Origin of the sequence: Lichenibacterium ramalinae, from assembly GCF_004137085.1 — a bacterium.
Taxonomy (GTDB): Bacteria; Pseudomonadota; Alphaproteobacteria; order Rhizobiales; family Beijerinckiaceae; genus Lichenihabitans; species Lichenihabitans ramalinae.
The window spans coordinates 224,514-248,244 of sequence record NZ_QYBC01000004.1; the positions used below are offsets into that span (position 1 = coordinate 224,514).

Genomic DNA, 23,731 nt, shown 5'->3' on the forward strand with positions numbered 1-23,731 from the left:
CGTGGCCGCCGATGCCGACCTGCCGCCCGGCCGCCTGCCCGAGAACATCCTGTATTTCGCCCGGGCGCTGCGGGCGGCGGGCCTGCCCGTCGGGCCCGGTGCCGTGCTCGACGCGGTCGCGGCCGTCACGGCGGCGCCCTTTACCACCCGCGCGGATTTCCGCGCCGTGCTGCAGGCCGTCTTCGTCAAGCGCCGCGAGCAGATCGCGGTCTTCGATGGGGTCTTCGCCGTCTTCTGGCGCCGGCGCGGCTTCCTCGAGCAGCTGATGGGGGCGATGTCGCCCAAGGCGCCGCCGAAATCGGAGCATCGGCCCAAGGCCGCGGCGGGGGCGAGCCGGGTCGCCGATGCCCTCTACGGGCGACGTCCCGGCGCGGCGGACCCGCAACCCTCGCTCGACCTCGACGCGCGCTTCTCGGTCTCGGCCGAAGAGGTGTTGCGGGCGAAGGACTTCGCCCAGATGTCGGCCGAGGAGATCGCGGCCGCGACGGCCGCCATCCGGGCCCTGCGCATGCCGCGGGATGTTCGCCGGCTGCGGCGGCTCGCGCCCGACGCGCGCGGCACCCGCCTCGACCCGCGGCGCTCGTTCCGCCGTTCGCTGCGCGGCGGGGGCGACGCCATCGATCTCGCGCGGCGGAGCCCCGTCGAGCGGCCGCCGCCGGTCGTGGCCATCTGCGACATCTCGGGATCGGTCGCCGACTACACCCGCGTCTTCCTGCACTTCCTGCATGCCCTGTCGGCGCGCCGGCGTGTCTCGGCCTTCCTGTTCGGCACGCGCCTCACCGACGTGTCGCGGGTCCTCCGCCACCGCGACGTCGACGACGCCCTGTCGGCGGTCAGCGCCGCCGTGCCCGACTGGTCGGGCGGCACGCGCATCGCCGCCTCGCTGCACCTGTTCAACCGGCACTGGCTGCGGCGCGTCGGTGCCGGCGCCGCCACCGTGATCCTGTTCACCGACGGGCTCGAGCGCGAGGCGACGGGCGAGCTCGAGGGCGAGATGCGCCGGCTGCAGCGGTCCTGCCGCCGGCTCATCTGGGTGAACCCGCTGCTGCGCTTCGACGGGTTCGAGGCGCGCGCTTCCGGCATCCGGACCATGTTGCCCTTCGTTGACGAGTTCCGTCCCATCCACAATCTAAGGGCCGTGGGCGAGCTCTGCGCGGCGCTCGGGGCCGCGGGATCCGCCGCGGCCGATCCGAAGCGCTGGCTCGCCACTCCTGAAGGACCTTCGACATGATGGCCACCGACGACGACATCCTGGCCGGGGCGGAAGCCTGGCGGCGCGCCGGCCGCGGGGTGGCCCTGGCCACCGTGGTGGAGACCTGGGGATCGGCGCCGCGGCCGGTCGGCAGCCACCTCGTGGTCGACGGCGAGGGCAATTTCCTCGGCTCCGTGTCGGGCGGCTGCGTCGAGGGCGACGTCGTCACGGAAGCCATGGATGTCATCGCCGACGGCGCGCCCCGCACGCTGGACTTCGGCGTCGCCGACGAGACGGCCTGGCGCGTCGGCCTGTCCTGCGGCGGCAGGATCAAGGTCTACGTCGAGCGCGTCGACTGATGCGGCTCGACATCCTGTCCCGGCTGAATGCCGAGCGCGCGGCGCGCCGGGCCGCCGTGGTGGTCACGGACCTCGCCACCCACGAGCAGCGCCTGATCCTCGCCGCCGAGGTCGAGGCCGATCCGTTGGCGGAAGCGCTCGGCGCGGGCCTGCGGTCGGGAAAGAGCGGCACCGTCCAGCACGAGGGCCGGGCCCTGTTCATCGCCGTGCAGGTGCCGCCCGTGCGGCTGGTGGTGATCGGCGCTGTCCATGTCAGCCAGGCGCTGGCGCCCATGGCGAAGCTGGCCGGGCTCGACGTCACGATCGTCGATCCCCGCACGGCCTTCGCCACGCCCGAGCGCTTCCCCGACGTGACGCTGCTGCCCGAATGGCCCGATGCCGCCCTGGCGCGCATCGGCCTCGACCGCTTCACCGCGGTCACGGCCCTGACCCACGATCCCAAGATCGACGATCCCGGCCTCGATGCCGCGCTGCGGGCCGAGTGCTTCTACATCGGCGCCCTCGGCTCCCGGAAGACCCACGCCGCCCGGGTGTCGCGGCTCCTGGCGGCCGGCCATGCCGAGGCGGACATCGCGCGCATCCACGCCCCGATCGGCCTCGACATCGGCGCCGTCAGCCCGGCCGAGATCGCCGTATCGGTGCTGGGCCAGGTCGTCGGTGCCCTGCGGCGCAAGCCGACCCGGGCCGAGACGGCGGGACCGCGCCCGTGAGGTTCGGCCCGGTCCCGGCCGCGGATTCGGCCGGCGCCGTGGCGGCCCACGGCGTCCAGGCCCGGGGACAGGACGGGGAGGGCCTCGTCCTGAGAAAGGGCGAGCGCGTGACGCCCGACCAGGCGGCGAGCCTCGCCAGGGCGGGCGTCGGCTCGGTCGTGGTGGCGCGGCTCGAGCCGGGCGACGTCGGCGAGAACGACGCGGCGCGGCGCCTCGCCGAAGCCATGGCGGGGCCGGGCCTCTGGATCGAGCGCGCCTTCACGGGGCGGGCCAACCTCTTCGCCGCCACGCCCGGCGTGCTGCTGGTCGACGTGGCAGCGGTGGACCGCGTCAACGCCGTGGACGAGCGGCTGACCCTGGCGACGCTGCCCGCCTTCCGCGCCGTTGCCGAGGGCGAGATGGTGGGGACCGTCAAGGTCGTTCCCTTCGCGGTGGCGGGCACGGTGCTGGATGCGGCGGTCGCCGCCGCCGCCGTATCGCCGTTGCGCGTCTCGCCCTACCGTCCGCATCGCATCGGCGTCGTGTCGACGGTGCTGCCCGGCCTGAAGCCGTCGGTCGTCGCCAAGACCCTGCGGGTGCTCGACCAGCGGCTGGCGCCGACGGGTTCGGTCGTCGCGGCGACACGCGAGGTGCCGCACGATGCGGCTGCCCTGGCGTCGGCGCTCGACGGCCTCGCGCCGGACCACGACATGCTGATCGTCTACGGCGCCTCGGCCATCGCCGACCGGCGGGACGTCATCCCGGCCGCGGTGGAGCGGGCCGGCGGCACGGTGGAGCACCTCGGCATGCCGGTCGACCCCGGCAACCTGCTGATGCTGGGCCGCCTCGGCGGCCGCCCCGTGCTGGGCGCGCCGGGCTGTGCCCGCAGCCCCAAGGAGAACGGCTTCGACTGGGTGCTGCAACGCCTGCTCGCCGACGTGCCGGTGACGCCCGCCGACATCCGCCGCCTCGGCGTGGGCGGGCTGCTGATGGAGATCGTGTCGCGACCCCAGCCCCGCTCCGGCGAGGCGCCGGCCGACGAGCCTGAGGCGGCGCCGTGAGGCCGGTCGCGGCGGTGCTGCTCGCCGCCGGCCTCGGCAGCCGCTTCCGCGCCGCGGACCCGTCGCTCGCCACCAAGCTGGTCGCCGAGGTCGACGGCGTGCCGCTGGTGCGCCGCGCCGCCGAGGCGGCCCTGGCGAGCCGGGCCGGCCCGCTCGTGGTGGTGACGGGCCATGCGGCCGACGCCGTGCGGGCCACGCTGCAGGGGCTGCCCTTCACCCTCGTCCACAACCCGGACTTCGCCGGCGGCATGGCTTCCTCGCTGCGGGCCGGCCTGGCGGCCCTGCCGCAGGAGGCGGCAGGGGCATTGGTGCTCCTCGGCGACATGCCGGCCGTCGCGGTCGCCACCCTCGACCGGCTGGTCGCGGCCTTCGCGGCCGCGCCCGAGGCGGAAGCCGTCGTGCCCGTCCACGGCGGGCGCCGCGGCAACCCCGCGCTGCTGGCGCGCGCCCTGTTTCCGGCCGCCATGGCGCTCGGCGGCGACGAGGGCGCCCGCAGGCTGCTGTCCCGGGCGCGGGTCGTCGAGGTCGACGTCGCGGACGACGGCGTCCTGATCGACGTCGACGAGCCGTCGGCGCTGTCGACGCAGCGCCAGCGTGCCGTCCCATGAGCACCGCTCCTCCGCCGTCACGCCAACGCTGCGCCTGGCCGCAGCACGACCCGCTCTACTGCGCTTACCACGACACGGAGTGGGGGGTGCCGGAACACGATGCGCGGGCCCTGTGGGAGAAGCTGGTGCTCGACGGGTTCCAGGCGGGCCTCTCCTGGATCACCATCCTGCGCAAGCGCGACGCCTTCCGCCGCGCGTTCCGCGACTTCGACCCCGAGATCGTGGCGCGGTTCGGCGTGGCCGAGGTCGCCGCGCTGTTGGGGGACGCCGGTATCGTCCGATCTCGCGCCAAGATCGACGCCACGGTCGGCAACGCCCGCGCCTTCCTGGCCATGCGGGACCGCGGCGAGGACTTCTCGGCCTTCGTCTGGGGGGCCGTCGCCGGGGTGCCACGGCAGAACGCCTGGCGCGACAGGGGCGAGGTGCCGGTCGAGACCGTGGAGTCGCGGGACCTGTCGAAGGCTTTGAAGGCCCGCGGGTTCAAGTTCGTCGGTCCCGTCATCGTCTATGCCTGGATGGAGGCCGTGGGCCTCGTCAACGACCACGTGGTGACGTGTTTCCGCCACGCCGAACTCGGGGGGCAGCGGCTGCCCCGGGTTCGAGGATGAAGGCCCTCAGTCCCCTGGCCAGGAGCCGATTCCTGAATGGTGTCAGCCGACATATCGGCACGGGTTCGCTGCCGCCACGGATCCTGAGGGGGTCTCGGTCATCGCACGGGGGCCGGTTCTGTGCTTTGGTTCCCGGGACGCGTCGCGCTCAGGATCCACGATGGCCATCACCACCTTTCCGAACAGTGCGATCTGCTACATCCTGGACGACATCCCGGGGGAAGGCGAGTTCCAGGGGACGGGCGTCATCATCGGTCCCCATACCATCCTGACGGCCGCCCACCTGCTCTACGATGCCGACACCGACACCACCGCCGACCAGGTCAGCGTATATCCGGGCTTCACCCCCGAGGCCGGGACCCTGAACCCGGCGGGCGCCCTGCCGGGCCTGCAGTCGATCCACACCATCAAGGTGAACGACAGCGGCGACGTCATCTCGGCCGCCGCCACGCAATCCGACTTCGCCGTGATCGATACGTCCACGGACCTGTCGGGCTTCGGCAAGTTCGCGCTCGACGCCAACTTCACGCAGGGCGAGGTCGTGGTCACGGGCTATCCCGCATCCAGCGGCGGCTACCAGGACGGCACCGGCGGGATCGTGTCGCAGGACCGCGGCTATTCCGACATCGGCACGGCGGGGCTCGACCTGTCGCCCGGCTACAGCGGCGCACCGGTGCGCGACGCCCTGTATCGCGATGGCCAAGTCATCCCGGCGGTCGCCGGGACGGTGTCGACCAACCTCGACGCCATGAAGCTGACACCCGCCAAGGTCCGCCTCATCCGCCACTGGATCGCGGCAGACCGGGACCTCTACCGGGGCGGGTCCTACGCACCCCACGGCCTCGTGCCGCAGATCCCCGGCACGGCTTCGGGGCAGGCCGAGGCCGCCGCGGTGGGCCAACGCTCGGGCCTCGCCGCGGCGGTGGCGGCGGGCTTCACCTACCAACCCGCCGCCACGGCGGCGGCCGAACCGCAGGCCGCGATCGTCGCCGGTCCCGTCGCCGACCTCGCCGCCGCCCTGCTCGATCCCGGCCCGGGCGCGGCCGCCGTGGCATTCACGGCCGCCGCCGACGTGCCGGTCCTGACCGCCGCCGCCCCCGTCCAGGTGTTCCACCCGAACCAAGGCTTCGGCACCGACGGCTGAACCGCCGCCCGGCCCGCGTCAGCCTTCCCGCACCAGGACGGCGGCCGGCAGCACGGCGAAGAGGGAGCGCGCCGCCACGACGCCACCGTCGAAGCGCGCCCCGGTCAGCGCCTCGCGCCAGCGACCCTCCGGCAGCATCAGGGCCGTGTCGGCGGCGAAGCCCGCCTCTTCGCGCCGGCCGGGGAAGCGGGCCACCGCCACCACGATGTCGTCCCCGTCGACCCGGCGCCGGAAGGCGCAGAGGCTGTCGGCCTCTGGGCCCGAGCCCGGCAGCGGTTCGTAGTCGCCGTCGGCGAACAGCGCGGCGTGGTCGCGGCGCAGGTCGAGCAGCACGGCGGTGGTCGCCAGCTTAACGCGGCCGTCCTGCCAGGAGGCCGCATAGGTCGCCAAGGTGCCGGCGCGGTCGCCTTCGAGGTCGGCCAGGACGGTGTCGAGGGCGGCCGCCCGCGCCTCGAAGTCCACCGGGCGCCGGTTGTCCGGGTCGACCATGGAGAAGTCCCAAAGCTCGCAGCCCTGGTAGATGTCGGGCACACCCGGGATCGTCAGCTTCAACACGGTCTGCACGATGCTGTTCTGGGCGCCGAGCCGCGCCATGCGACCGATGAAGGGCAGGGCGGCCGCCCAGAAGGCATCGGCCTTCTCGCCCGTCAGCATGCGGTCCACGAAGGCCAGGGTGGCGCCCTCGTAGGTGGTGTTGGGGTCGGCCCAGGTCGAATGGACCTTGGCTTCGCGCATCGCCTTGGTCATGGCGCCCTTCAGCCGCTCGGCATAGGTGGCGAGGGCCTCGGGGTCGCGCGGCTCTGACAGGAGTTCGACCGGGCAGGTGCCGACGACGAGCTGCAGCAGCGCGTATTCGTCGTTCCGGTCCGGCTGGCGGTCGGGGTCCGCCTCGGCCGGCGCGGGGCTGAGGATGTGGCCCCAGCGGTTCACGGCCTCGGCCCAGGCGTCCGGGAACTCCGACAGGGCGGCGAGGCGCGCGCGCGTGTCCTCGCCCCGCTTCGTGTCGTGGGTGGAGGTCGTCAGCATGGAATGGGGCCAGTGGCGCGCCCGTTCGACGTTGGCGTCGTGGAAGGCCTGCAGCGGTCGGCCGAAGGCCGTGGGATGGCCGCCGACCTCGTTCAGCGCGATGAAGCGGTTGAAGCGGTAGAAGGCCGTGTCCTCGAGCCCCTTGGCAGTGACCGGGCCGGTATATTGTTGGAACCGCATGGCGGCGTGCAGCACGGCGTTGCGGCTGAGCCCGCTCTTCGGCCCGGCCACGAGGTCGCCGCTCAGGAGATCGTAGAGGAAGGTGAAGACGCTGCCGTCGATGGCGGTCTCGGTGCGCCGCGCGGCCGCGATGGCGGTCTCGAGCGAGCGCCGGTCTTCCTCTGTCGGGACGCCGTCGAAGTCGATGTAGGTGCGATAGATCGGGAAGTTCGCCACCACCTCGCGCAGGGCGCGGCGCAGCAGGTTGCGGGTGAAGTCGGAGGTGCGCGGGTTGCGGCGCGCGATGCGGGTGATCTCGCGGGCGAGGCTGTTCAGCTCGCTCGACATCTCGTTGTCCATGATGCGCTTCTTGCTGGCGCGCAGGATCTTGGAGAAGATTTCGAGGTCGCCGGCGAAGTCGCCGTAGATGCGCGAGAAGCTGGCTTCCGCCGAAGGGTCTACCATCACGGCGAGGAGCTGGTTCGTCACCTCGTAGCCGGTGGTGCCGTCGACCGGCCAGTCGGCACGCAGCGGCTCGTGGGGGCCGAGGATCTTCTCGACCACGAGGTAGGGCGAGCGCCCTTCCCGGTTCGGCGCGCGGGCGCGCAGCCGCTCTAGGTAGCCCTTGGGGTCGAGCAGCCCGTCGATGTGGTCGATGCGCAGCCCGTCGATGGTGCCGTCGCGCAGCATGGTGGCGACGAGGCGATGGGCGTGGTCGAACACCGCCGGGAGCTCCATGCGGAGGCCGGCGAGGTCGTTGATGTTGAAGAAGCGCCGGTAGTTGATGTCGTCGGCGGCGGTGCGGAACTGGGCGGCCCGCCAGGACTGCTTGGCGATCAGCGCGTCGAGCCTCGACCAGCTCTTGGCATCGCCCGGCGTCCCGTTGAACCGGGCGACCGCAGCCGCGATGGCGTCCCCGATGGCGGGGCGCTCCCGCACGGCGTTGACGAGGTCGGCCTTGAGGCTTTCGGCGCGGCGCAGCACCTGCGGGCGCCAGGCCGGCAGGCCGGAGAAGCCGTCGCCGATATGGTCCAGCGTCTCGTCGTCGTCGCCCAGGATCTGCCCATAGTGCAGCGGGCAGATCGGCAGCGTGTGGGTGTCGTAGGCCCAGACCGCGAAGGACCCGGTGGCGGCATCGAACTTGAGCGCCAGCTTGCCCTCGACGATCTCGACGCCGTATTGCCCGCCGAGGATCGGCACCAGCAGCTTGTCGTGCAGGTAGAGCTGGTCCGAGTCCCAGTCGATGTCGAACCAGCCCGCATAGGCCGAATCCTGACCCCATTCCAGGACGTCGAGCCAGAATGGGTTGTCGGCGCCGCCGACGCCCATGTGGTTGGGGACGAAGTCGAGGATCTGTTTCAGATCGGCCGCCTTCAACGCCGCCGACATGCGGGCGAAGCCCGTGGGGCCGCCGAGCTCGGGGTTGAAGACGTTGTGGTCCGTGATGTCGTAGCCGTGGGTGGAGCCGGGCCGCGCCTTCAGGTAGGGCGATGCGTAGAGGTGGCTGACGCCGAGCTTGGCGAGGTAGGGGGCGAGGCCGGCGGCGGCGTCGAAGCCGAAGTCGGGGGTGAACTGCAGGCGGTAGGTGGCGCGGGGCGTCACGGGCGGTATCCTCGATGGCGGGGCGAAGGGGAAAGGCGCGAACCGCTGCGGCGGTTCATCCGTCGCTGTGGATGGTCCAACGCACCGCCCAGGGGCCGAGCCGATCGCCTTCGGCCTCGCCCTCGCGCCAGATCTCCTGGCCGGCCGCGGGCCTGAACCCGTCCTGCGGCTCGGCCTTGAGGTTCGCGTCGAGGCGCAGCACGTCGCGGCCGCCCGCCGCCCAGGTCACCGTCACGGCCTGGCGGCCCAGGATCTCGTGGCGGCCGGCATAGGGCCCCATGGCGGCCACGAGCGGGGCGATGCATTCCCGCCGCAGCGCCAGGAGCCGCCGCGTCCGCTCGAGGGCCGCGGCGGAGCCGGGCTCGTCGAGCGCGTCCCAGTCCAGCACGGCGGAAGCGAAGGTCGACTCGGCCGTGGGGTCGGGGATGCGGTCGCGCGCTGCCTCGTCCCGGAACGCCGGGAAGTGGCGGAACTCTTCGCGCCGCCCGTTGCGGATGGCGTCGGCGAGGTCGCCGGAAAAGTCGCAGAAGAACGGGAAGGGAGAAGTCGCCTGCCATTCCTCGCCCATGAACAGCATGGGGACCTGCGGCAGCAGCAGCTGCACGGCCGAGACGGCCGCCACGGCGGGCGCGGGCGAGAAGGCGTTCAGCCGGTCGCCGAAGGCGCGGTTGCCGATCTGGTCGTGGTTCTGCACGAAGCTCACGAAGGCTGTGGGGGGCAGCTCGCCCGAGGGCTCGCCGCGCGGGCTGCCGCGGAACGGCATGACTTCGCCCTGGAAGGCGAAACCCTGGGCCAGGGCGCGGCCGAGCTTGTCGGTGTCGCCCGCATAGTCGGCGTAATAGGAATCGGCCTCGCCCGAGGCCGCCACGTGCAGCACGTGGTGGACGTCGTCGTTCCATTGCGCCGTGTAGCGCTCGGCCCGACCGCCGTCGGAGCGCAGGAGGCGGCTCGCGGCATTCTCCTCGTTCTCGAGGACGAGGTGGAGCGGCCGGTTCAGCGTGGCATGGCGGGCCCGCACGGCGAGTTCGTGGAGGAGGTGGGGGGTGGTCTCGTCGATGATGGCGTGGACGGCGTCGAGGCGCAGTCCGTCGAGGTGGAACTCCTCGATCCAGTAGAGGGCGTTGTGGATGGCGAAGTCGCGCACCGGCGCGCTGTGGGCGCCGTCGTAGTTCACCGCCGCGCCCCAGGGCGTGTGGTGCCGCTCCGTGAAGAAGCCCGGGGCATAGAGCGACAGGTAGTTCCCGTCGGGCCCGAAGTGGTTGTAGACGACGTCGAGGATGACCGAGATGCCGCGCGCATGGGCGGACTCGACGAAGGCCTTCAGGTCTTCGGGCCGGCCGTAGCTGGAGTCCGGCGCATAGGGCAGCACGCCGTCGTAGCCCCAGTTGCGGCGACCCGGGAAGTCGCCGACCGGCATGATCTCGACGGCGGTGACGCCGAGCGCGGCGAGATGGTCGAGCCGGTCGATGGCGCCACGGAAGGTGCCGGCCGGGGTGAAGCTGCCGATGTGGAGTTCGTAGAGCACGGTCTCGTGCCAGGGCCGCCCCGTCCAGGCCTCGTCGTGCCAAAGGTAGTCGGTCGGGTCGATCACCTCGCTCGGGCCATGCACGTCCTGGGGCTGGAAGCGCGACGCGGGGTCGGGCACCAGCATCCCGTCCGGCAGGCGGAAGCGGTACAGCGTGCCGGGCTCGGCATCGCGCACCACGCGCTCGTGCCAGCCCTGGCCGATGTCCTCCATCGGCAGGGGCTCGCGGCCCTCGATGGCGAGGTCGATACGCGGATGGGCCGGCGCCCACAGGCGGAAGCGCGTGCCGATATGCGCCGCCCATTGGGCGCCGTGCGGCATGGCGTGAGCACGAAAGGATTCGGTCAAGGGTCGTCCCCCTGGGAGGTGGCGCCGAGCCGGCAGGAAGGCTGGGCTCGGCTGCTGGGATGGCGGCGCGTCATCGCGCTCGCATCAATTCATGACATCCATAGCAGGGTCGCGGTCCCTTGCGGGACCGCGACCCTCGGTCTCAGGCCGGGCCGGAAGCCCGTATGTCACCGCTGGCGCGCGCCAGCGTCACTCCTTGTCCTGGTCGGGGGCGTTGCTGTCCGGGACCGGGGGTGGGGCATTGGTGTTGAGCCGCAGCAGCACGAGGCCGCGCGACGGCACCGGGCAGGTCTCGCCGATGGGGAATTCCTGCTCGGGCTTGCCGCCGTCGTTGGTGTCGATCAGCCGCGTCCAGCTCTTGCCGTCGAGGCATTCCGGCACCGTGAAGGCGATGGCGTCCCGGCCGGCGTTGACCACGATCATGAGCGTCGAATGGTCGCCGTCCTGCGGAACGGAATTCACCTGGGCCCGCCCGTCCATCAGCATGCCGACGCAGTGGAGCGCCGAGTCCGTCCAGTCGCCGAACTCGCATTCCTTCCCGTCCGACCGCACCCAGGTCACGTCCTTGACGCCGTGCACCTCATCGAACCGGCCCGTGTAGAAACGGTTGCGCCGCAGCACCGGATATTGGTGGCGCATGGCACCGAGCTTGCGGGTGAAGTCCAGCAGGCTTCGCCCGTCGTCCGTGAGGTTCCAGTCGACCCAGCCGATCTCGCTGTCCTGGCAATAGGCGTTGTTGTTGCCGCCCTGCGTGCGACCGAACTCGTCGCCCGCCACGATCATCGGCGTGCCCTGGGCGAGCAGCAGCGTCGACATCAGGTTGCGCATCTGCTTGTTGCGCAGCCTGATGATCTCGGGATCGTCGGTCTCGCCCTCGGCGCCGCAGTTCCAGGAGCGGTTGTCGGAATTGCCGTCCTGGTTGTTCTCGCCGTTCGCGTCATTGTGCTTCTCGTTGTAGGACACGAGGTCCTTCAAGGTGAAGCCGTCATGGGCGGTGACGAGGTTGACGCAGGACCAGGGGCGACGGCCCTCGTGGTTGAACGTGTCCTCCGAGGCGCACAGCCGCGACGTGATGGTCTGCACGGAAGACGCGCCGCGCCAGAAGTCGCGCACGTCGTCGCGGAACTTGTCGTTCCATTCGGCCCAGCCCGGGGGGAAATTGCCCACCTGGTAGCCGCCCGGACCGATGTCCCAGGGCTCGGCGATCATCTTCACGCCGGCCAGCACGGGGTCGAAGAGGCAGGTCTGCAGGAAGGCGGAATGACGGTCGAAGCCCTGCGGTCCGCGCGCCAGCGTGCAGGCGAGGTCGAAGCGGAAGCCGTCGACGTTCATCTCCTGCACCCAGTAGCGCAGGCTGTCCAAGACCATCTGCATCACCCGCGGGTGGTGCAGGTTAAAGGTGTTGCCGGTTCCGGTATCGTTGATGTAGTAGCGCTTCTGGTCCGGGATCAACTGGTAGTAGGACGCGTTGTCGATACCCTTGAAGGACATCGTGGCGCCCTTCTCGTTACCTTCAGCGGTATGGTTGTACACCACATCGAGGATGACTTCGAGGCCCGCCTCGTGGAAGCGGGTCACCATGTCCTTGAACTCCTGGATGGCGTTCAGCGGGTCGGCTGCATAGAGCGGGTGCGGGGCGAAGAAGCCGATCGAATTGTAGCCCCAGTAGTTCGACAGGCCGCGATTGATCAGGAAGTCGTCGTTGATATAGGTGTGGATCGGCATCAGCTCGACGGCGGTCACGCCGAGGCTCTTGATGTGCTTGATCACCTCGGGCGTGGCGAGGCCCGCGTAGGTGCCGCGCAGGTTTTCGGGAACGGCGGGATGCCGCTTCGTCAAACCGCGCACATGGGCCTCGTAGACGAGGCTGTTCGACCACTGGTGCCTGGGCCGCCTGCCCTCGGGCAGGTGCGGCTGGTGCATGTCGGCGACGACGCACTTCGGCATGAAGGGCGCGGAATCCCGTTCGTCGAACGTCAGGTCGTCGCCGCTCTCCATCGTGTAGCCGAAGAGCGCGGGGTTCCACTGCAGGTCCCCGACATGCGTGCGGGCATAGGGGTCGAGCAGCAGCTTGTTGGGGTTGAACCGATGGCCGTTCTGCGGGTCGTAAGGACCGTGGACGCGGAAGCCGTAGAGCTGGCCGGGCTTCAGCTCGGGAAAGTAGCCGTGGAACACCTGATCGGTGTATTCCGGCAGCTCGATCCGGTCGGTCTCCTTCTGGCCGGAAGAATCGAAAAGGCAGAGTTCCACCTTGGTGGCGTTGGCGGAGAACAGGGTGAGGTTGGTGCCCCGGCCGTCCCACAGGGCCCCGCGCGGATGCGGAGAGCCTTCGAGCGTCTGCCGCTGCCGTACCGTCTGGTTCATGTCGTATCCTTGATGTCGCCGAGCCGCCCGCCATGGCTCAGCTTCAGCCGTCTGGTCGCCATAGAACGGTCGAAATCGGATTTGGTGCCATGCCGCATCGCCGCAAGCGGTCTGCGGGACGGAATGGTTGACGGCGCGCCGCAGCGCCGGGTTCCATGCCGGATGCCGCGCCGAATCGTCGTGTCTTGCCGGGCGGACGACCCGCAGCCCCGGGCGTCAGGGCCGCTTTTCCGGCCAGGGGCACAGGTCCGAAACCGGGCAGGTGGGGCAGAGCGGCTTTCGGGCGAGGCAGGTGTAGCGCCCGTGCAGGATCATCCAATGGTGGGCGTCGCGCATGAACTCGGCCGGGATGGCCCGTTCGAGGCCGAGTTCGACGGCGAGTGGCGTCGCGCCCGGCGCGATGGCGAGCCGGTTCGACACCCGGAACACGTGGGTGTCGACGGCGATGACGGGGTCGCCCCAGATCGTGTTGAGCACCACGTTGGCGGTCTTGCGGCCGACGCCGGGCAGGGTTTCGAGCGCCGCCCGCTCGCGCGGGACCGCGCCGCCGTGTCGCTCCACCAGCAGCGCACAGAGCGCCATGACGTTCTTGGCCTTGGCGTTGTAGAGCCCGATCGTCTTGACGAAGTCGCGCAGGCGGTCCTCGCCGAGCGCCAGGATTGCCTGCGGCGTGTCGGCGACGGCGAAGAGCGGGCCCGTGGCCTTGTTGACGCTGACGTCGGTGGCCTGGGCCGACAGCACCACCGCCACCAGCAGGGTGAAAGGGTCGCGGTAGACGAGTTCCGTCTTCGGGGCAGGCTCGGCGTCGCGCAGCCGGGAAAAGACCGCCCGGATGCGGCCGGCCTCGTGCTCCGGCGCGGCGTCGAGCCGCCCCTCGGCGACGGGATGCGTGCTGCCCGGCGCGCCGAGATCGGCGACGGGGGGAGCCGGCGGGATGGGCGTCTTTTTCCGGGCCATGCGGGTCCTATATGGCGAGGCAGCGTCGTCGCTGGGTAGCATGGGAGGTCGCATCATGTCCGAGGCCGATCCCGTGGACCCCGTCCTCTTCGCGACGCGGCTGCATCCCCACCGGTCCCTCACGCAGCGGCAGTTCCGCTGGCTGCTGACGGGCGTCGCCGCCGTGTCGACCGTGGCGACCCTGCCGTTCGTCCTCATGGGCGCCTGGCCGGTGGCGGGCTTCATGGGGCTCGACGTCCTCGCCGTCTACGTCGCCTTCAAGGCGAGCTTCCGCTCGGCCCGCGCCTACGAGGACGTGGAGGTGACCAGCATCCAGCTGACGCTGGCCAAGGTGAACCCGCGGGGGCTCAGGGCCGAATGGCGGTTCAACCCATCCTGGGTCCGCCTCGAGCGGCAGCAGCACGAGGAATTCGGCACGCAGCGCCTGGACCTCGTCGCCCGGGCGGACCGGATCGAGGTCGCGTCTTTCCTGGGTCCGGACGCCAAGGGGCGCTTCGCCGACGATCTCGGCCGGGCCCTGGCGGAAGCGCGGCGCGGATACCGTTACAATTGACGGGTCGACACGCCTCCGGCGGTCGCGGGGAGACCGACATGCCGAACGTGCACCTTGCAAGCCCGACCTCTGCCGGCGGCTCGCCCCTCCGCATCCGACCCGACGACCTCACCGGCGAGCCGACACGGTCGCTGCTGGCCCTGCACCTCGCCGGCATGCAGGCCAGCTCGCCGCCCGGCAGCGTCTTCGCCCTCGACCTGTCGGGGCTGCTGCAGTCGGCCGTGACGGTGTGGAGCGCCTGGCGCGGCGACGCCATCGCGGGCGTCGGCGCCCTCAAGGCGCTCGGCGACGGCACCGCCGAGATCAAGTCCATGCGCACCCATCCGGACCACCTGCGCCAGGGCGTCGCGGCCGCGCTTCTCGACCACATCGTCGCCGAGGCCCGCGCCCGGGGCCTGCGTCGCCTCAGCCTCGAGACCGGCAGCGGCCCCGGCTTCGACGCGGCGCTGGCCCTCTACCGCGGGCGCGGCTTCGAGAATGGGGAGCCCTTCTCGGATTACGTGCCGAGCGCCTTTAACCAGTTCCTGCACGTGGCGCTGTGAGCGGGATCGGCCCGGAAGCCTTCGATGCCGCCTGAAGCCGACAGCGCCCGGTCGAGGCCGTCGGGGCCGCCGAACTGGAAGCCGAGCTGGCTCGCATAGGCGCCGCAGGACCGAAGCTTGGCCCGGCTCTCGCCCTCCGTCAGCGCCACGTCGACGCCGTCGAGCCCCGCCATGCGGTCGCGGTGGGGCTCCCGCGGGGCAGCCCCGCGGGCCACGTAGGGGAAGTCCCGCCACCACAGCACCGGCACCGTCGGGGCGAGCCGGTCCAGCGCCAGCACCAGCTGGATGTGGTCCACGTGTCCGCCGATGGCCTGGGGGGCGAGGATCAGGTCGGGCCGCAGCGTGGCGAGGAGGTCGGCGAGCGCCGGTGCCAGCGCGTCGGCGATCGCATCCTCGGGCCTCGGCCCGGCGAACAGGGCCGGCGCACTCTCGTAGCCACGGTGCGGCGCTTCGCGGAACGACATCCACACCGCTTCGGCGCCGAGCGCCGCGGCCGCGGCGGCATCCTCGGCGCGCCGCAGCGCCATGTAGTCGACCTCGGGCCCCAGCCCCTTGTCGAGCTGGCAGGCCAGGGCGAAGCCGCGCGGCTCCGGCACCGAGGCCGTGAAGGCCGTCGCCACCCTCAAGGTCCAGCCCGCGCCCGCCAGGCGGGCCAGCGTCCCGCCGCAGGAGAAGGCGGCGTCGTCGAGGTGGGGCGAGAGCGCGAGGGCGTGGCGCATCACAGCAGGTGGGGCTCAGCGCGGAACCGGCAGGCGGGATCGTAGGGCAGGATCGGGTCGTAGTCGGTGTCGGGTTGCTCCCGAACCACGCGGTCGTACACCGCCATGATCCGGGCCCCGACGGCGCCCCAGGAATAGACGCGGCGGCATTCGTCGAGCCCCGCCCGCGCCAGGCGGCGGCGCAGGGCGGGGTCGGCGATCATGGCGGCCAGCGCGTCCGCATGGGCGAGGACGTCGCCGGGCTCCGTCATGATGCCGTTCTCGCCGTCGCGCAGGCAGTCGACGACCCCGACGGCCCGGCACGCCACGACGGGCAGGCCCGTCGCCATGGCCTCGAGGATCGTGTTGGAGAAACCCTCCATGTAGGTGGGCGAGGCGAAGACGTCGGCGTTGCGGTAGAGGTCCGGCACGGCGTCGTAGTCGGCATAGCCCGTGAAAGCGACGGCCCCGGCGAGGTCCAGCGCGGCGACGCGCTCCCGGCAGGGATCGACGTCGGGGCCGATGCCCGACACGATGCCGCGGAACGGCAGGCCCCGGTCGCGCAGGATGCCGAGCGCGTCGATGAAGTCGAGCGCGCCTTTCCGGCGGTCGACGCGGCCGTGGTAGAGGAAGCGCAGCGGATCGGCGGCGTCGCCGACGCGGGCCTCGTCGGCGGGCCGGAACCGCGCCGTGTCGACGGCGCCCGGCACCACCGTGAAGCGGTCGCGCCGCGTTCCCAGCCGCTCCGTCACCTCGTCGATGAAGCTGTCGCCACCGATGAGCAGGGCGTTGGCGTGGTTCAGCACCTCCACCATGGCGCGCCGGTGCGTCTCGCAGCAGGACCCGACCCAGTGGCCGTCGCCGCCCTGGATGGAGACCACCACGGGCAGGCCGAGGCGCCGGCCCGCCAGCAGCGTCGCCCAGCCCGTGGGGTAGCCGTATTGCGCGTGCAGCAGGTCGAAGGGCCGGCGGGCGTGTTCGGCCGCGATCGTCTCGACCATGACGCCGATGTCGCGTTCGAAGTCTCCGCTGGTCTGTTCGCCCAGCTGTTCGAGGCCGATCACCCGGACGCCCGGCACGGCCGGGGGAGGCCCGCCGCCGTAGACGCGGGTGCCGAAGGCATCGCCGCGGTACTGGCTCACCATGGTGACGTCGTGGCCGGCCGCGACGAGTTCGCGCAACAGGTTCACGGCATAGACGCTCATGCCCGAGATGGCGGGGAAGAAGCGCCGGCTGACGAAGCAGAGCCTCACGAGAGCGCGTCCACCCGGCTCGCCGTGGGCGCCGGCTTGGGGGCGGCCCGCACGTTCTGGCGGCACAGCCTGAGGAACGAGAAGGCTTCCGGCATCATGAGGTCGGCCCTGTGGCTGTCGCGCGACAGCTCCACGCAGACGAGGCCGCGGAAACCGGCGGCGTCGAGCGCGTCGAGCACGCCGGGTACGTCCATGTCGCCCTCGCCGAAGGGCAGGTGGACGTGCTCGCCCCGCTTCATGTCCTCGATCGTCACGGTGCCGAGCTGGTCCTTGAACTCCGCGATGGCGGCCGCGGGCTCGCGCTCACCCGTCACCAGGAGGTGCCCGGTGTCGAGGGCGAGCTTGAGGCCGGGGATGTCGGCGGCGAGCCTGCGGTAGTCGTCGACCGTCTCCACCAGCATGCCGGGCTCCGGCTCCAGCGCCGCCACGACGCCGCGCCGGCCCGCATAGGCGACGACCTGTTCGAGCCCGGCCCGCAGCCAGTCCCAGGCCTCGTCGGGATCGACGCCGGGTTTGGGCACGCCCGCCCAGAACGACACGGCTTCCGAGCCCAGGATGCTGCCGACATCGATGGCGCGGTGCAGGAAGGCGATGCGCCGCGCCCGCCCGGCCGGGTCGGCCGTGACGAGGGTCGGCTCGTGCTTCTGCCGGGGGTCGAGCAGGTAGCGGGCGCCGGTCTCGATGACGGAGCCGAAGCCGAGCCCGCGCAGCCGCTGCGACAGGCGCTTGGCATCCGCCTCCCAGTCCTTGGCGAAGGGGTCGAAGTGGTTGTGGTCGAGCGTCAGCGCCACGCCCGCATAGCCGGTCTCGGCCATCATCATCAGGGCGTCGTCGAGCCTGTGGGAGGCGGTGCCGTTCGTGTTGTAGGCGAAGCGCAGGGCCATCGATCAGGTTCCCGGGGTGGCGGCAGCGGCGCGCTGCTGGAGCCTGAACGCCACATGGTGGGCTTCGGGTTCGCGGTAGAGCGGGTAGAGCGGGCCGACGATGCGGTCGGCCGCGGCGGTGTCGAAGAGCGGCTGCCGCCCGCCCGTCAGCGGCGCCAGCCGCTCGAAGGCTTCGGGGGACAGGCGCACGGGCCGCCGCGTCTCGCCGGGCTCGCCGAAGACGATCAGGGGCGAATCGGCGAGGAGCAGCTTGCGGGTGTTGCGCTCCCCGATCCGGTAATAGCTCATCGTCTCGACCTCGAGCCCCGGCACGATGACCTTCACGACGCCGATGCTGCCGTCCCGCGGCGAGCAGTCGACGTAGAGCACGTCGAAGCCCTCGGCCTCGAGCCTTTCTCGCGCCAGACGGCCCCGGCTGCGCGTGTCGGAGGGGGCCGGCGAGGCCGGCAGGTCGGCGCCCGGCAGGCTGGAGAAGGGCCGGTGCGAACCGACGGAGAAGACCGAGCCGGCGAGGGCGCGCTTCAGCTCCTCCGCTCCCATGTCGGTCCAGTCCATCATGGCCCGCAGGGCGCGGCTTTCCTCGAGTTCCAGGCTCGGCAGAGCGGTGCGGACGAAGTCGTCCACGTAGCCGGGCGGCGCCACGGCGAGCGCTTCGGCGAGCGGGCCGTGGCCGTAGGTCTTGCGGACGCGGGCCGAGCAGAACTCCAGCAGGGCCTTGTGCAGCGCCCGGCGCGGGTCGGGGTCGCAGGCTTCGCCGCAGGCCGACAGCATGATGGGCACGCGCGGCGCGTCGCGGTCGTAGCCGACGACGTAGAGGTTGGTGAGCCCGAACTCGTCCGTGGCGAACTTCGGCAGCACCGTGATGCCGAGGGCGTCGAGCCGCTCCAGCAACGCGCGTGCCTCCGGGCCGACGTCGGCGCCGGCGAGGTCGATGGCGACGCCCCGGTCGAGCGCCCGGAACACGAGGCCGTTCCCGTCGCGCTGCAGGCATTCCAGCAAGCCGTGGCCGACCGCCCAATCGACGTCGGGCCCCGCGCCGAGGCCGTTGGTGATGAGGGTCGTGAAGGGCTGGTAGTTGTCCGGGAGTTCGAAGAAGTCGCAGGCCGCGACGTCGAGCGGCACCCACACGGGCTCGCCGGTGCGGGCCCGCACGGCACGCGTCCAGGCGAGCGTCGTCGCCCGGTCGACGGGGCTGCCCGCCGGCAGGCCGAGCGCCAGCGGGTCGGCGACGCCGCCGCGGCCGAACTCCCGCACCAGCGCGTCGTAGGAGGCGAGGCGATGCGGCTCGTCGCGCAGCCGCAGCGTCGGACAGATCATCTCGGCGATCTCGGCCAGGGCCCCGATGATGGCCTGTCCATCGGTCGTGCCGTAGCCGTAGCCGCTCGGCATGGCGCCGGGCAGGCCGTGGGCGGCGTCGAGGAACAGCCCGACCTTCCAGGCCGGCACGCCGGTGGCGTCGAGCGGCGTCATCGGAAAGCCGACATAGCGGCCGAGCGGCAGCGCATCGATGTAGCGCAGGGCCGCCTCGGGCATGTCGGCCGGCAGGTGGTTCATGGCTGGGTCCCGGCGGTTCCGCGCCCGTCCGCCGAGCGATAGGCCCGGTCGAGGAGACGCATGGTGTGGATGTCGCGGCGGCCCGAGAAGGCCGCGTGGTCGCCCGAGCGCAGGGCGCGGCCGAAGGCGCGCACCTGGCCCAGGAAGGGGGACAGCGCGGCGTCGAAGGGCAGGGCCTCGCCCATCCCCGTCGCGGCATCGGTGAGGACGAGGCTGCCGCCCGGGTCCTGCCCCATGGTGTTCTCGGCGACGATCTGGCCGCGCGAGCCCAGAACCTCTAAGCGCCGGCGCGGCAGCGTTTCGGGGCAGTTGTAGGCGACGTGCAGCTGGGCGAGCGCGCCCGAGGCGGTGCTGCCGGCCAGGAGCGCTCCGTCGTCCACCGCATAGTCCTGCACCCGCGCCTGCGTCAGCGCCACGACGGCCTCCAAGGGCTCGTCGAGCAGGAAGTCGACGAGGTCGAGGCCGTGCGGGGCGAGGTCCATGAGGGCGCCGCCGCCCGCCTTGGCGGCGTCGACCCGCCAGTTGTCGCGGCCCGAGCCCGCCGCCCAATCGGCGCCGAGCCAACAGGCGTAGACGATCCGCACCGCCGTCACGATGCCGATGCGGCCGGCACGCAGCGCGTCGCGCAGCGCGACATGGGCGGGGTGGTGGCGCTGGTCGAAGGCGGTGCCGTAGAGCACGCCGGCCCGTGCCGCCGCCGCCACCAGGGCCTCGGCCTCGGCCAGGGTGTGGGCGAGGGGCTTCTCGCACAGGATGGCCTTGCCGGCCGGCGCCAAGGCCTCCACCATCGGGCGATGCAGGTGGTTGGGGGTCGCCACGTAGACGGCCTCGACCTCGGGGTCGGCTGCGAGCGCCTCGACGGTGGCGTGGGCGGTCGCGCCCTGCCGCACCGCCTGCGCCCGGGCATCGGGATCGGGGTCGCAGATGGCGACGAGGCGATCCCCGGCCGCCAGCAGGGCCGGCAGGGTGAAGTCCCGCGCCACCCAGCCGAAACCCGCTATGCCCCAGCGGACGGGACCGGAGCCGGCCATCACCAGCGCTCCGGCAGGTCGACGAGCGCGCGACATCGGATCGCGGCGGCGCGGGACGCGTCGTCGGGAGACGGCGCGAAGCGGGGCGGGTAGGTGGCGAGCCCGCCGTATTCGGAGGCGTAGCGCTCCGACGGGAAGCGGAGGGCACCATCGTCGCCGTAGAGCGGGTTGGGGCGCGGCGCCGCGCCCGGCGGCGGCATCGCGTAACCGCCGGCGAGGCTGCCGGGCGCGCCGCGTCCCGGGCCGGCCGCCACCGCGAAAGCCTCGACGCCCCGCAGGGCTTCGGGCGCGCCGGGCACCGGCACGTGCCCCTCGACGAGGGCGCGGGTCAGTTCGGCATCGTCGTAGAAGAGGCCGTCGGGGAACAGGCGGGCCAGTTCGGCCGCCGTCACGGCGCGGCCGGCCGAATGGTTCTCGACCTCGCGGTTGTGGACGTGGCCGACGGCCAGCAGGCCGGCGGCCGCCAGCAGGCCACGGAGGCGGCCGAGGATCTCGGGCTTGGGATCCAGGAAGTAGAAGGCGTCCTGGCACAGCACGAGGTCGAAGCTCCCCGACGCCACCGGCCAGGGCGCGGCAGCGTCGAAACACACGAGGCGTGCGCCGGGCCCCGCCACCCAGTGCCGGGCGAGCCACAGCTTGGCGAAGACGACGTCGGCGCCCGTATAGGCGACGCCGCGCCGGATGAACTCGCGGCCGTAATGGCCGATGCCGCAGGCGAGCTCGAAGGCCGATGCCGCCGCGCCGCCATGGGCCTCGATCAGTGACAGGCCCGCCAGATAGGTCGGGTCGCTCCAGCGATGGGCGAAGTAGTCGCCGACCCGGCCGAAGCCGAGCAGGCCCATGGCGTCGCGCAGCGAGAGCGTTCCGGCCTCGGCCACCAGCCGGGCGAGGTCGGCGGGGTTGGCGGGAGGGCCGGTCCACCAGTCGTCCTGGTCGGCCAGCAGCAGCGCCAGCGCGCCGGCCCGGTCGCCCGCGTCGAGCCGTGCCAGCGCGTCCGCCGCCAGCGCTTCGCGCCCGAGCCGCAGGAAGGGGATGCCGTCGACGACGGGCCAGCGGCGCCCGTCCGGTTCGCACAGCGCATGCGGACCCTCCGGCCGGAGCGCCGCCCCCGATCCCGGCGCGCGCAGCCCGGCCCAGTCCGAGATGTCCGTCACGGGATCCGCATCTCGGCCAGCACGCGGTCGTGGAAGGCCTTCACGGGTCCATCGTGCACCAGCCCCATGTCGTCCAACACGGTCGTCATGGTGAGACCCGCGGCGCCGAGGTGGTGGGCGATCTCCAGCACGCGGTCGATGACGTCGGCGGCGTGGAAGGCGCGGCCGTCCGGGGTCTCGGCGTCGGGTAGGCAGGCCCGGGCCTCGACGACCCGGCGCCGCAGCGCGGGGTCGAGCGACGCGAGGGCACCGTCAACGAAGTGGCGCATGACGGGCTCGAGGTGGTCGCCGAGCAGCATCTCGCCGGTGAAGCCGGAATCCGGCATGCCGGCGTTGTGGAAGTGGTGGGCCAGCGCCGCCAGGAACACGGTCGCGGGGTCGGCGCCGAAGCGCGGCGCCAGGATCACGCCGTAGACCGCCACGACGAGGCAGTGCTCGGCGTGGTTCTCGGACGGCTCCAGCATGATGCGCGGCCGCCCCGGACAGGTGATGCCGGCCCGCGGCTGGGCCTCGAGCTGCGCCACGAATCGGGGCAGGGCGCCCGGCAGATTCGGGGGCGGCACCGCGATGGCGCCGATCAGCGCGGAACGCAGCGGCTCCGGCACCGGAACGGCGATCTCCTCAACGGCCCGGCACAGCAGGCCGTTGACCTCGGCGGGCGGCAGGCCGGCTTCGAGCAGCAGAGCCCGGTCGAGATCGCCGAGCCGCGCCGCCGCCAGCGCCCGGGCGGTGACCCGGCGGGCGACGTCGGGCACGGGCGCACCCGCCGCCAGTTCCGACCAGGCGGCCCGGAACAGCCGCATGGCGATCGAGCCGTCGCGCCCCGCCGAGCGGATGCGCTTCAGATCGCCGATCTCGCCGAACAGGGCCTTGAGCCCGTCCGGCGCATCGTCCTTCGTATCCGTCACGGTCGAGGCACCTCAGCCGACGTTGAGCCAGTCCATCAGCATAGCTTCCTGCGCGTGGAAAGCATGCTCCGGCTTACGCCCGTTGCGGGTCATCGGGGCCTTGAAGAAATGGCCGAGCTGTTCCTGCACGCCGCCGTCGCCGCGCCGGCCCGCGAGGCCGACCACGCGGGCGATCTCGATGGCGAGCGGCGCCGCCAAGATCGAGTCCTTGCACAGGAAGTTGATCTTGATCTGCATCTTCTGGCCGAGGAAGCCCGTCACGTCGATGTTGTCCCAGGCCTCCTTGTCGTCGCCGCGCGGCCGGTAGTAGCGGATGTCGACGAGGTGATCCTCGACCGGGTAGCCCAGCATGTCCTCGAGGACGCAGCCCTTGGTGTTGAGCTTGGACTGCAGCGAGTTCGGGTCCTGCAGGGCGAAGCCGTCGCGGTTGCCGAGGATGTTGGTCGAGAACCAGCCGTCGACGTGCAGGGCGCGGGACTTCAGCGCCGGCGCGATGACGGTCTTCATCATGGTCTGGCCGGTCTTGCCGTCCTTGCCGGCGACGGCGACGTTGCGCTCCTTGGCGAAGGCCATGAGGGCGGGCACGTCGGCGGCGACGCTGGGCGTGAAGTTGGCATAGCCGCAGTCGCTCGCGATGGCGGCATAGGCGTAGAGCATCGCCGGGCCGATGGCCTCGCTGTCGGCGTCGAGGCCGCGCTCGAAGCCCTCGACGCTGTTCAGCGCCTCGGCGCCGAGGTCCGGCCACGATTCGGTGGAGGCGAGGTTGATCACCACCACGCGGTCGACGCCGCTCTCCTCCTTGAAGCGCCGGAGGTCGTCGGCGATGATGTCGACGGCCTCGCGATGGTTCTTGGCGGCCGTCATGTTGCGGCCGACGATGTTCTTGCAGAACTTCTGGCTGGCCACCGCCTTCCAGGGCGTCATGGTCTTGAGCACCTCGGCCGAGGCGGCGTCGCCCTTGCCGAGCACGCCGTGCTCGTCGGCCGCCGCCGCGAGGTCGTTGCCGTTGACGTCCCAGCCGCCGAAGACGAGGTCCTTGTAGTCGGCCAGGCCCGCCACGTTGAGATGCGCCAGGGGCAGCCCGTCGAGCTGATTCGAACCCGCCTTCAGCGCCTCGATCCCCGCAACTGCCGTGGTGGCCACAGCGCCGCCAAGACCCACGATGGCGACGCCCAGGCGCTCGCCGCGTGTTGAACCCATGATCGCCAAATCACACACCCAAAGATGACGCGGGAAACCCGGGGGACATCCGCGTCGCTACGTCCGAGGCGCCGGCCGAAGTTCCCCGCCAGGGGCGGGCTGCATTCGGCGCGGCGCCGATGCCTTACCTAAAGGACTGCGACGCGACGGCCATTGCGGCATCTTGACGGTGCGGCTCGAAGGCCGCCTCGCGCCCTGGCCGTCCGGCCGCGGCCGCGGGATCGTGTCGCGACCGCGTCGAAAAGCACATGCCGGCCGGTAGGGCCGGCGCCGCGATTGTGTTAAGGACGCGGTCCCGCAACCAACTTTCGG

Annotated in this window: 21 protein-coding genes; 9 read left to right on the top strand and 12 right to left on the bottom strand. The window is 72.0% G+C overall.

All coding sequences use genetic code 11. From position 1 onward, the window contains the following. Position 1 precedes the first annotated feature (1 nt). The 7 genes from D3272_RS06600 (at position 2) to D3272_RS06630 (ending at position 5,661) form a co-directional block, all read left to right on the top strand. On the top strand, positions 2-1,231 hold the full coding sequence (locus D3272_RS06600) for a vWA domain-containing protein (protein WP_207210145.1): 1,230 nt from the start codon (positions 2-4) through the stop codon (positions 1,229-1,231). After that, entirely contained in the window at positions 1,228-1,551 is a 324-nt protein-coding gene (locus tag D3272_RS06605) for an XdhC family protein (protein WP_129218347.1), read from the top strand. Before D3272_RS06600 ends, D3272_RS06605 begins: the two co-directional genes overlap by 4 nt. After that, the gene (locus tag D3272_RS06610) at positions 1,551-2,261 is read left to right on the top strand and encodes an XdhC family protein (protein ID WP_129218348.1); all 711 of its coding nucleotides are present in this window, start codon (positions 1,551-1,553) and stop codon (positions 2,259-2,261) included. Before D3272_RS06605 ends, D3272_RS06610 begins: the two co-directional genes overlap by 1 nt. Beyond that, the gene (locus tag D3272_RS06615; protein ID WP_129218349.1) at positions 2,258-3,301 is read left to right on the top strand and encodes a molybdopterin-binding protein; all 1,044 of its coding nucleotides are present in this window, start codon (positions 2,258-2,260) and stop codon (positions 3,299-3,301) included. The genes D3272_RS06610 and D3272_RS06615 overlap by 4 nt, the downstream gene beginning before the upstream one ends. Further along, the gene (locus D3272_RS06620) at positions 3,298-3,909 is read left to right on the top strand and encodes a nucleotidyltransferase family protein (RefSeq protein WP_129218350.1); all 612 of its coding nucleotides are present in this window, start codon (positions 3,298-3,300) and stop codon (positions 3,907-3,909) included. Before D3272_RS06615 ends, D3272_RS06620 begins: the two co-directional genes overlap by 4 nt. Continuing rightward, positions 3,906-4,517 (top strand): DNA-3-methyladenine glycosylase I, encoded by a 612-nt coding sequence (locus D3272_RS06625; protein WP_129218351.1) that lies wholly within the window; start codon positions 3,906-3,908, stop codon positions 4,515-4,517. Before D3272_RS06620 ends, D3272_RS06625 begins: the two co-directional genes overlap by 4 nt. 160 nt (positions 4,518-4,677) lie before the next feature. Beyond that, positions 4,678-5,661: a trypsin-like serine peptidase gene (locus D3272_RS06630; RefSeq protein WP_129218352.1), complete on the top strand. Its 984-nt coding sequence runs from the start codon at positions 4,678-4,680 to the stop codon at positions 5,659-5,661. A gap of 18 nt (positions 5,662-5,679) precedes the next feature. Here D3272_RS06630 and treY read toward each other — a convergent pair whose 3' ends face one another. From treY to nth, 4 genes are all read right to left on the bottom strand, one after another. Further along, the gene (gene treY, locus D3272_RS06635; RefSeq protein WP_129218353.1) at positions 5,680-8,448 is read right to left on the bottom strand and encodes a malto-oligosyltrehalose synthase; all 2,769 of its coding nucleotides are present in this window, start codon (positions 8,446-8,448) and stop codon (positions 5,680-5,682) included. 55 nt (positions 8,449-8,503) lie between these two features. Continuing rightward, positions 8,504-10,294 (bottom strand): malto-oligosyltrehalose trehalohydrolase, encoded by a 1,791-nt coding sequence (gene treZ / locus D3272_RS06640; RefSeq protein ID WP_129218424.1) that lies wholly within the window; start codon positions 10,292-10,294, stop codon positions 8,504-8,506. Positions 10,295-10,510: 216 nt separating this feature from the next. Next, positions 10,511-12,685 carry a glycogen debranching protein GlgX gene (gene glgX, locus D3272_RS06645; RefSeq protein WP_129218354.1) on the bottom strand — a complete coding sequence of 725 codons (2,175 nt, stop codon included), beginning with the start codon at positions 12,683-12,685 and terminating at the stop codon, positions 10,511-10,513. Between the two features lie 216 nt (positions 12,686-12,901). Further along, positions 12,902-13,642: an endonuclease III gene (nth, locus tag D3272_RS06650; RefSeq protein ID WP_245496421.1), complete on the bottom strand. Its 741-nt coding sequence runs from the start codon at positions 13,640-13,642 to the stop codon at positions 12,902-12,904. A 55-nt stretch (positions 13,643-13,697) separates the two neighbouring features. Between nth and D3272_RS06655 the strand changes: the two genes are divergently transcribed. Together D3272_RS06655 and D3272_RS06660 are read left to right on the top strand one after the other, a co-directional pair. Further along, complete coding sequence (locus tag D3272_RS06655; protein WP_245496422.1) at positions 13,698-14,195, top strand: DUF2244 domain-containing protein; 498 nt, start codon at positions 13,698-13,700, stop codon at positions 14,193-14,195. 38 nt (positions 14,196-14,233) lie between these two features. Then, positions 14,234-14,737 carry a GNAT family N-acetyltransferase gene (locus tag D3272_RS06660; RefSeq protein ID WP_129218357.1) on the top strand — a complete coding sequence of 168 codons (504 nt, stop codon included), beginning with the start codon at positions 14,234-14,236 and terminating at the stop codon, positions 14,735-14,737. Here the strand turns inward: D3272_RS06660 and D3272_RS06665 are convergent. From D3272_RS06665 to D3272_RS06700, 8 genes are read right to left on the bottom strand one after another with little or no spacing between them, the layout of a single operon-like run. Next, on the bottom strand, positions 14,692-15,456 hold the full coding sequence (locus tag D3272_RS06665) for a PIG-L deacetylase family protein (protein WP_207210146.1): 765 nt from the start codon (positions 15,454-15,456) through the stop codon (positions 14,692-14,694). The two genes, D3272_RS06660 and D3272_RS06665, sit on opposite strands and share 46 nt — an antisense overlap. Then, complete coding sequence (locus D3272_RS06670) at positions 15,456-16,688, bottom strand: glycosyltransferase family 4 protein (protein WP_129218359.1); 1,233 nt, start codon at positions 16,686-16,688, stop codon at positions 15,456-15,458. The genes D3272_RS06665 and D3272_RS06670 overlap by 1 nt, the downstream gene beginning before the upstream one ends. After that, a complete protein-coding gene (locus D3272_RS06675) occupies positions 16,685-17,572 on the bottom strand; it encodes a sugar phosphate isomerase/epimerase family protein (protein ID WP_129218360.1) in 888 nt (295 codons plus the stop codon). Before D3272_RS06675 ends, D3272_RS06670 begins: the two co-directional genes overlap by 4 nt. 3 nt (positions 17,573-17,575) lie before the next feature. Continuing rightward, entirely contained in the window at positions 17,576-19,126 is a 1,551-nt protein-coding gene (locus D3272_RS06680) for a YcaO-like family protein (protein WP_129218361.1), read from the bottom strand. Then, on the bottom strand, positions 19,123-20,157 hold the full coding sequence (locus D3272_RS06685) for a Gfo/Idh/MocA family protein (protein ID WP_129218362.1): 1,035 nt from the start codon (positions 20,155-20,157) through the stop codon (positions 19,123-19,125). The genes D3272_RS06680 and D3272_RS06685 overlap by 4 nt, the downstream gene beginning before the upstream one ends. Further along, positions 20,157-21,311, bottom strand: coding sequence for a class I SAM-dependent methyltransferase (locus D3272_RS06690; protein ID WP_207210147.1), 1,155 nt, complete (start codon positions 21,309-21,311; stop codon positions 20,157-20,159). Before D3272_RS06690 ends, D3272_RS06685 begins: the two co-directional genes overlap by 1 nt. Beyond that, complete coding sequence (locus tag D3272_RS06695) at positions 21,308-22,219, bottom strand: hypothetical protein (protein ID WP_129218363.1); 912 nt, start codon at positions 22,217-22,219, stop codon at positions 21,308-21,310. The genes D3272_RS06690 and D3272_RS06695 overlap by 4 nt, the downstream gene beginning before the upstream one ends. A 12-nt stretch (positions 22,220-22,231) precedes the next feature. Further along, the gene (locus tag D3272_RS06700) at positions 22,232-23,419 is read right to left on the bottom strand and encodes an inositol-3-phosphate synthase (RefSeq protein WP_129218364.1); all 1,188 of its coding nucleotides are present in this window, start codon (positions 23,417-23,419) and stop codon (positions 22,232-22,234) included. Positions 23,420-23,731 lie beyond the last annotated feature (312 nt).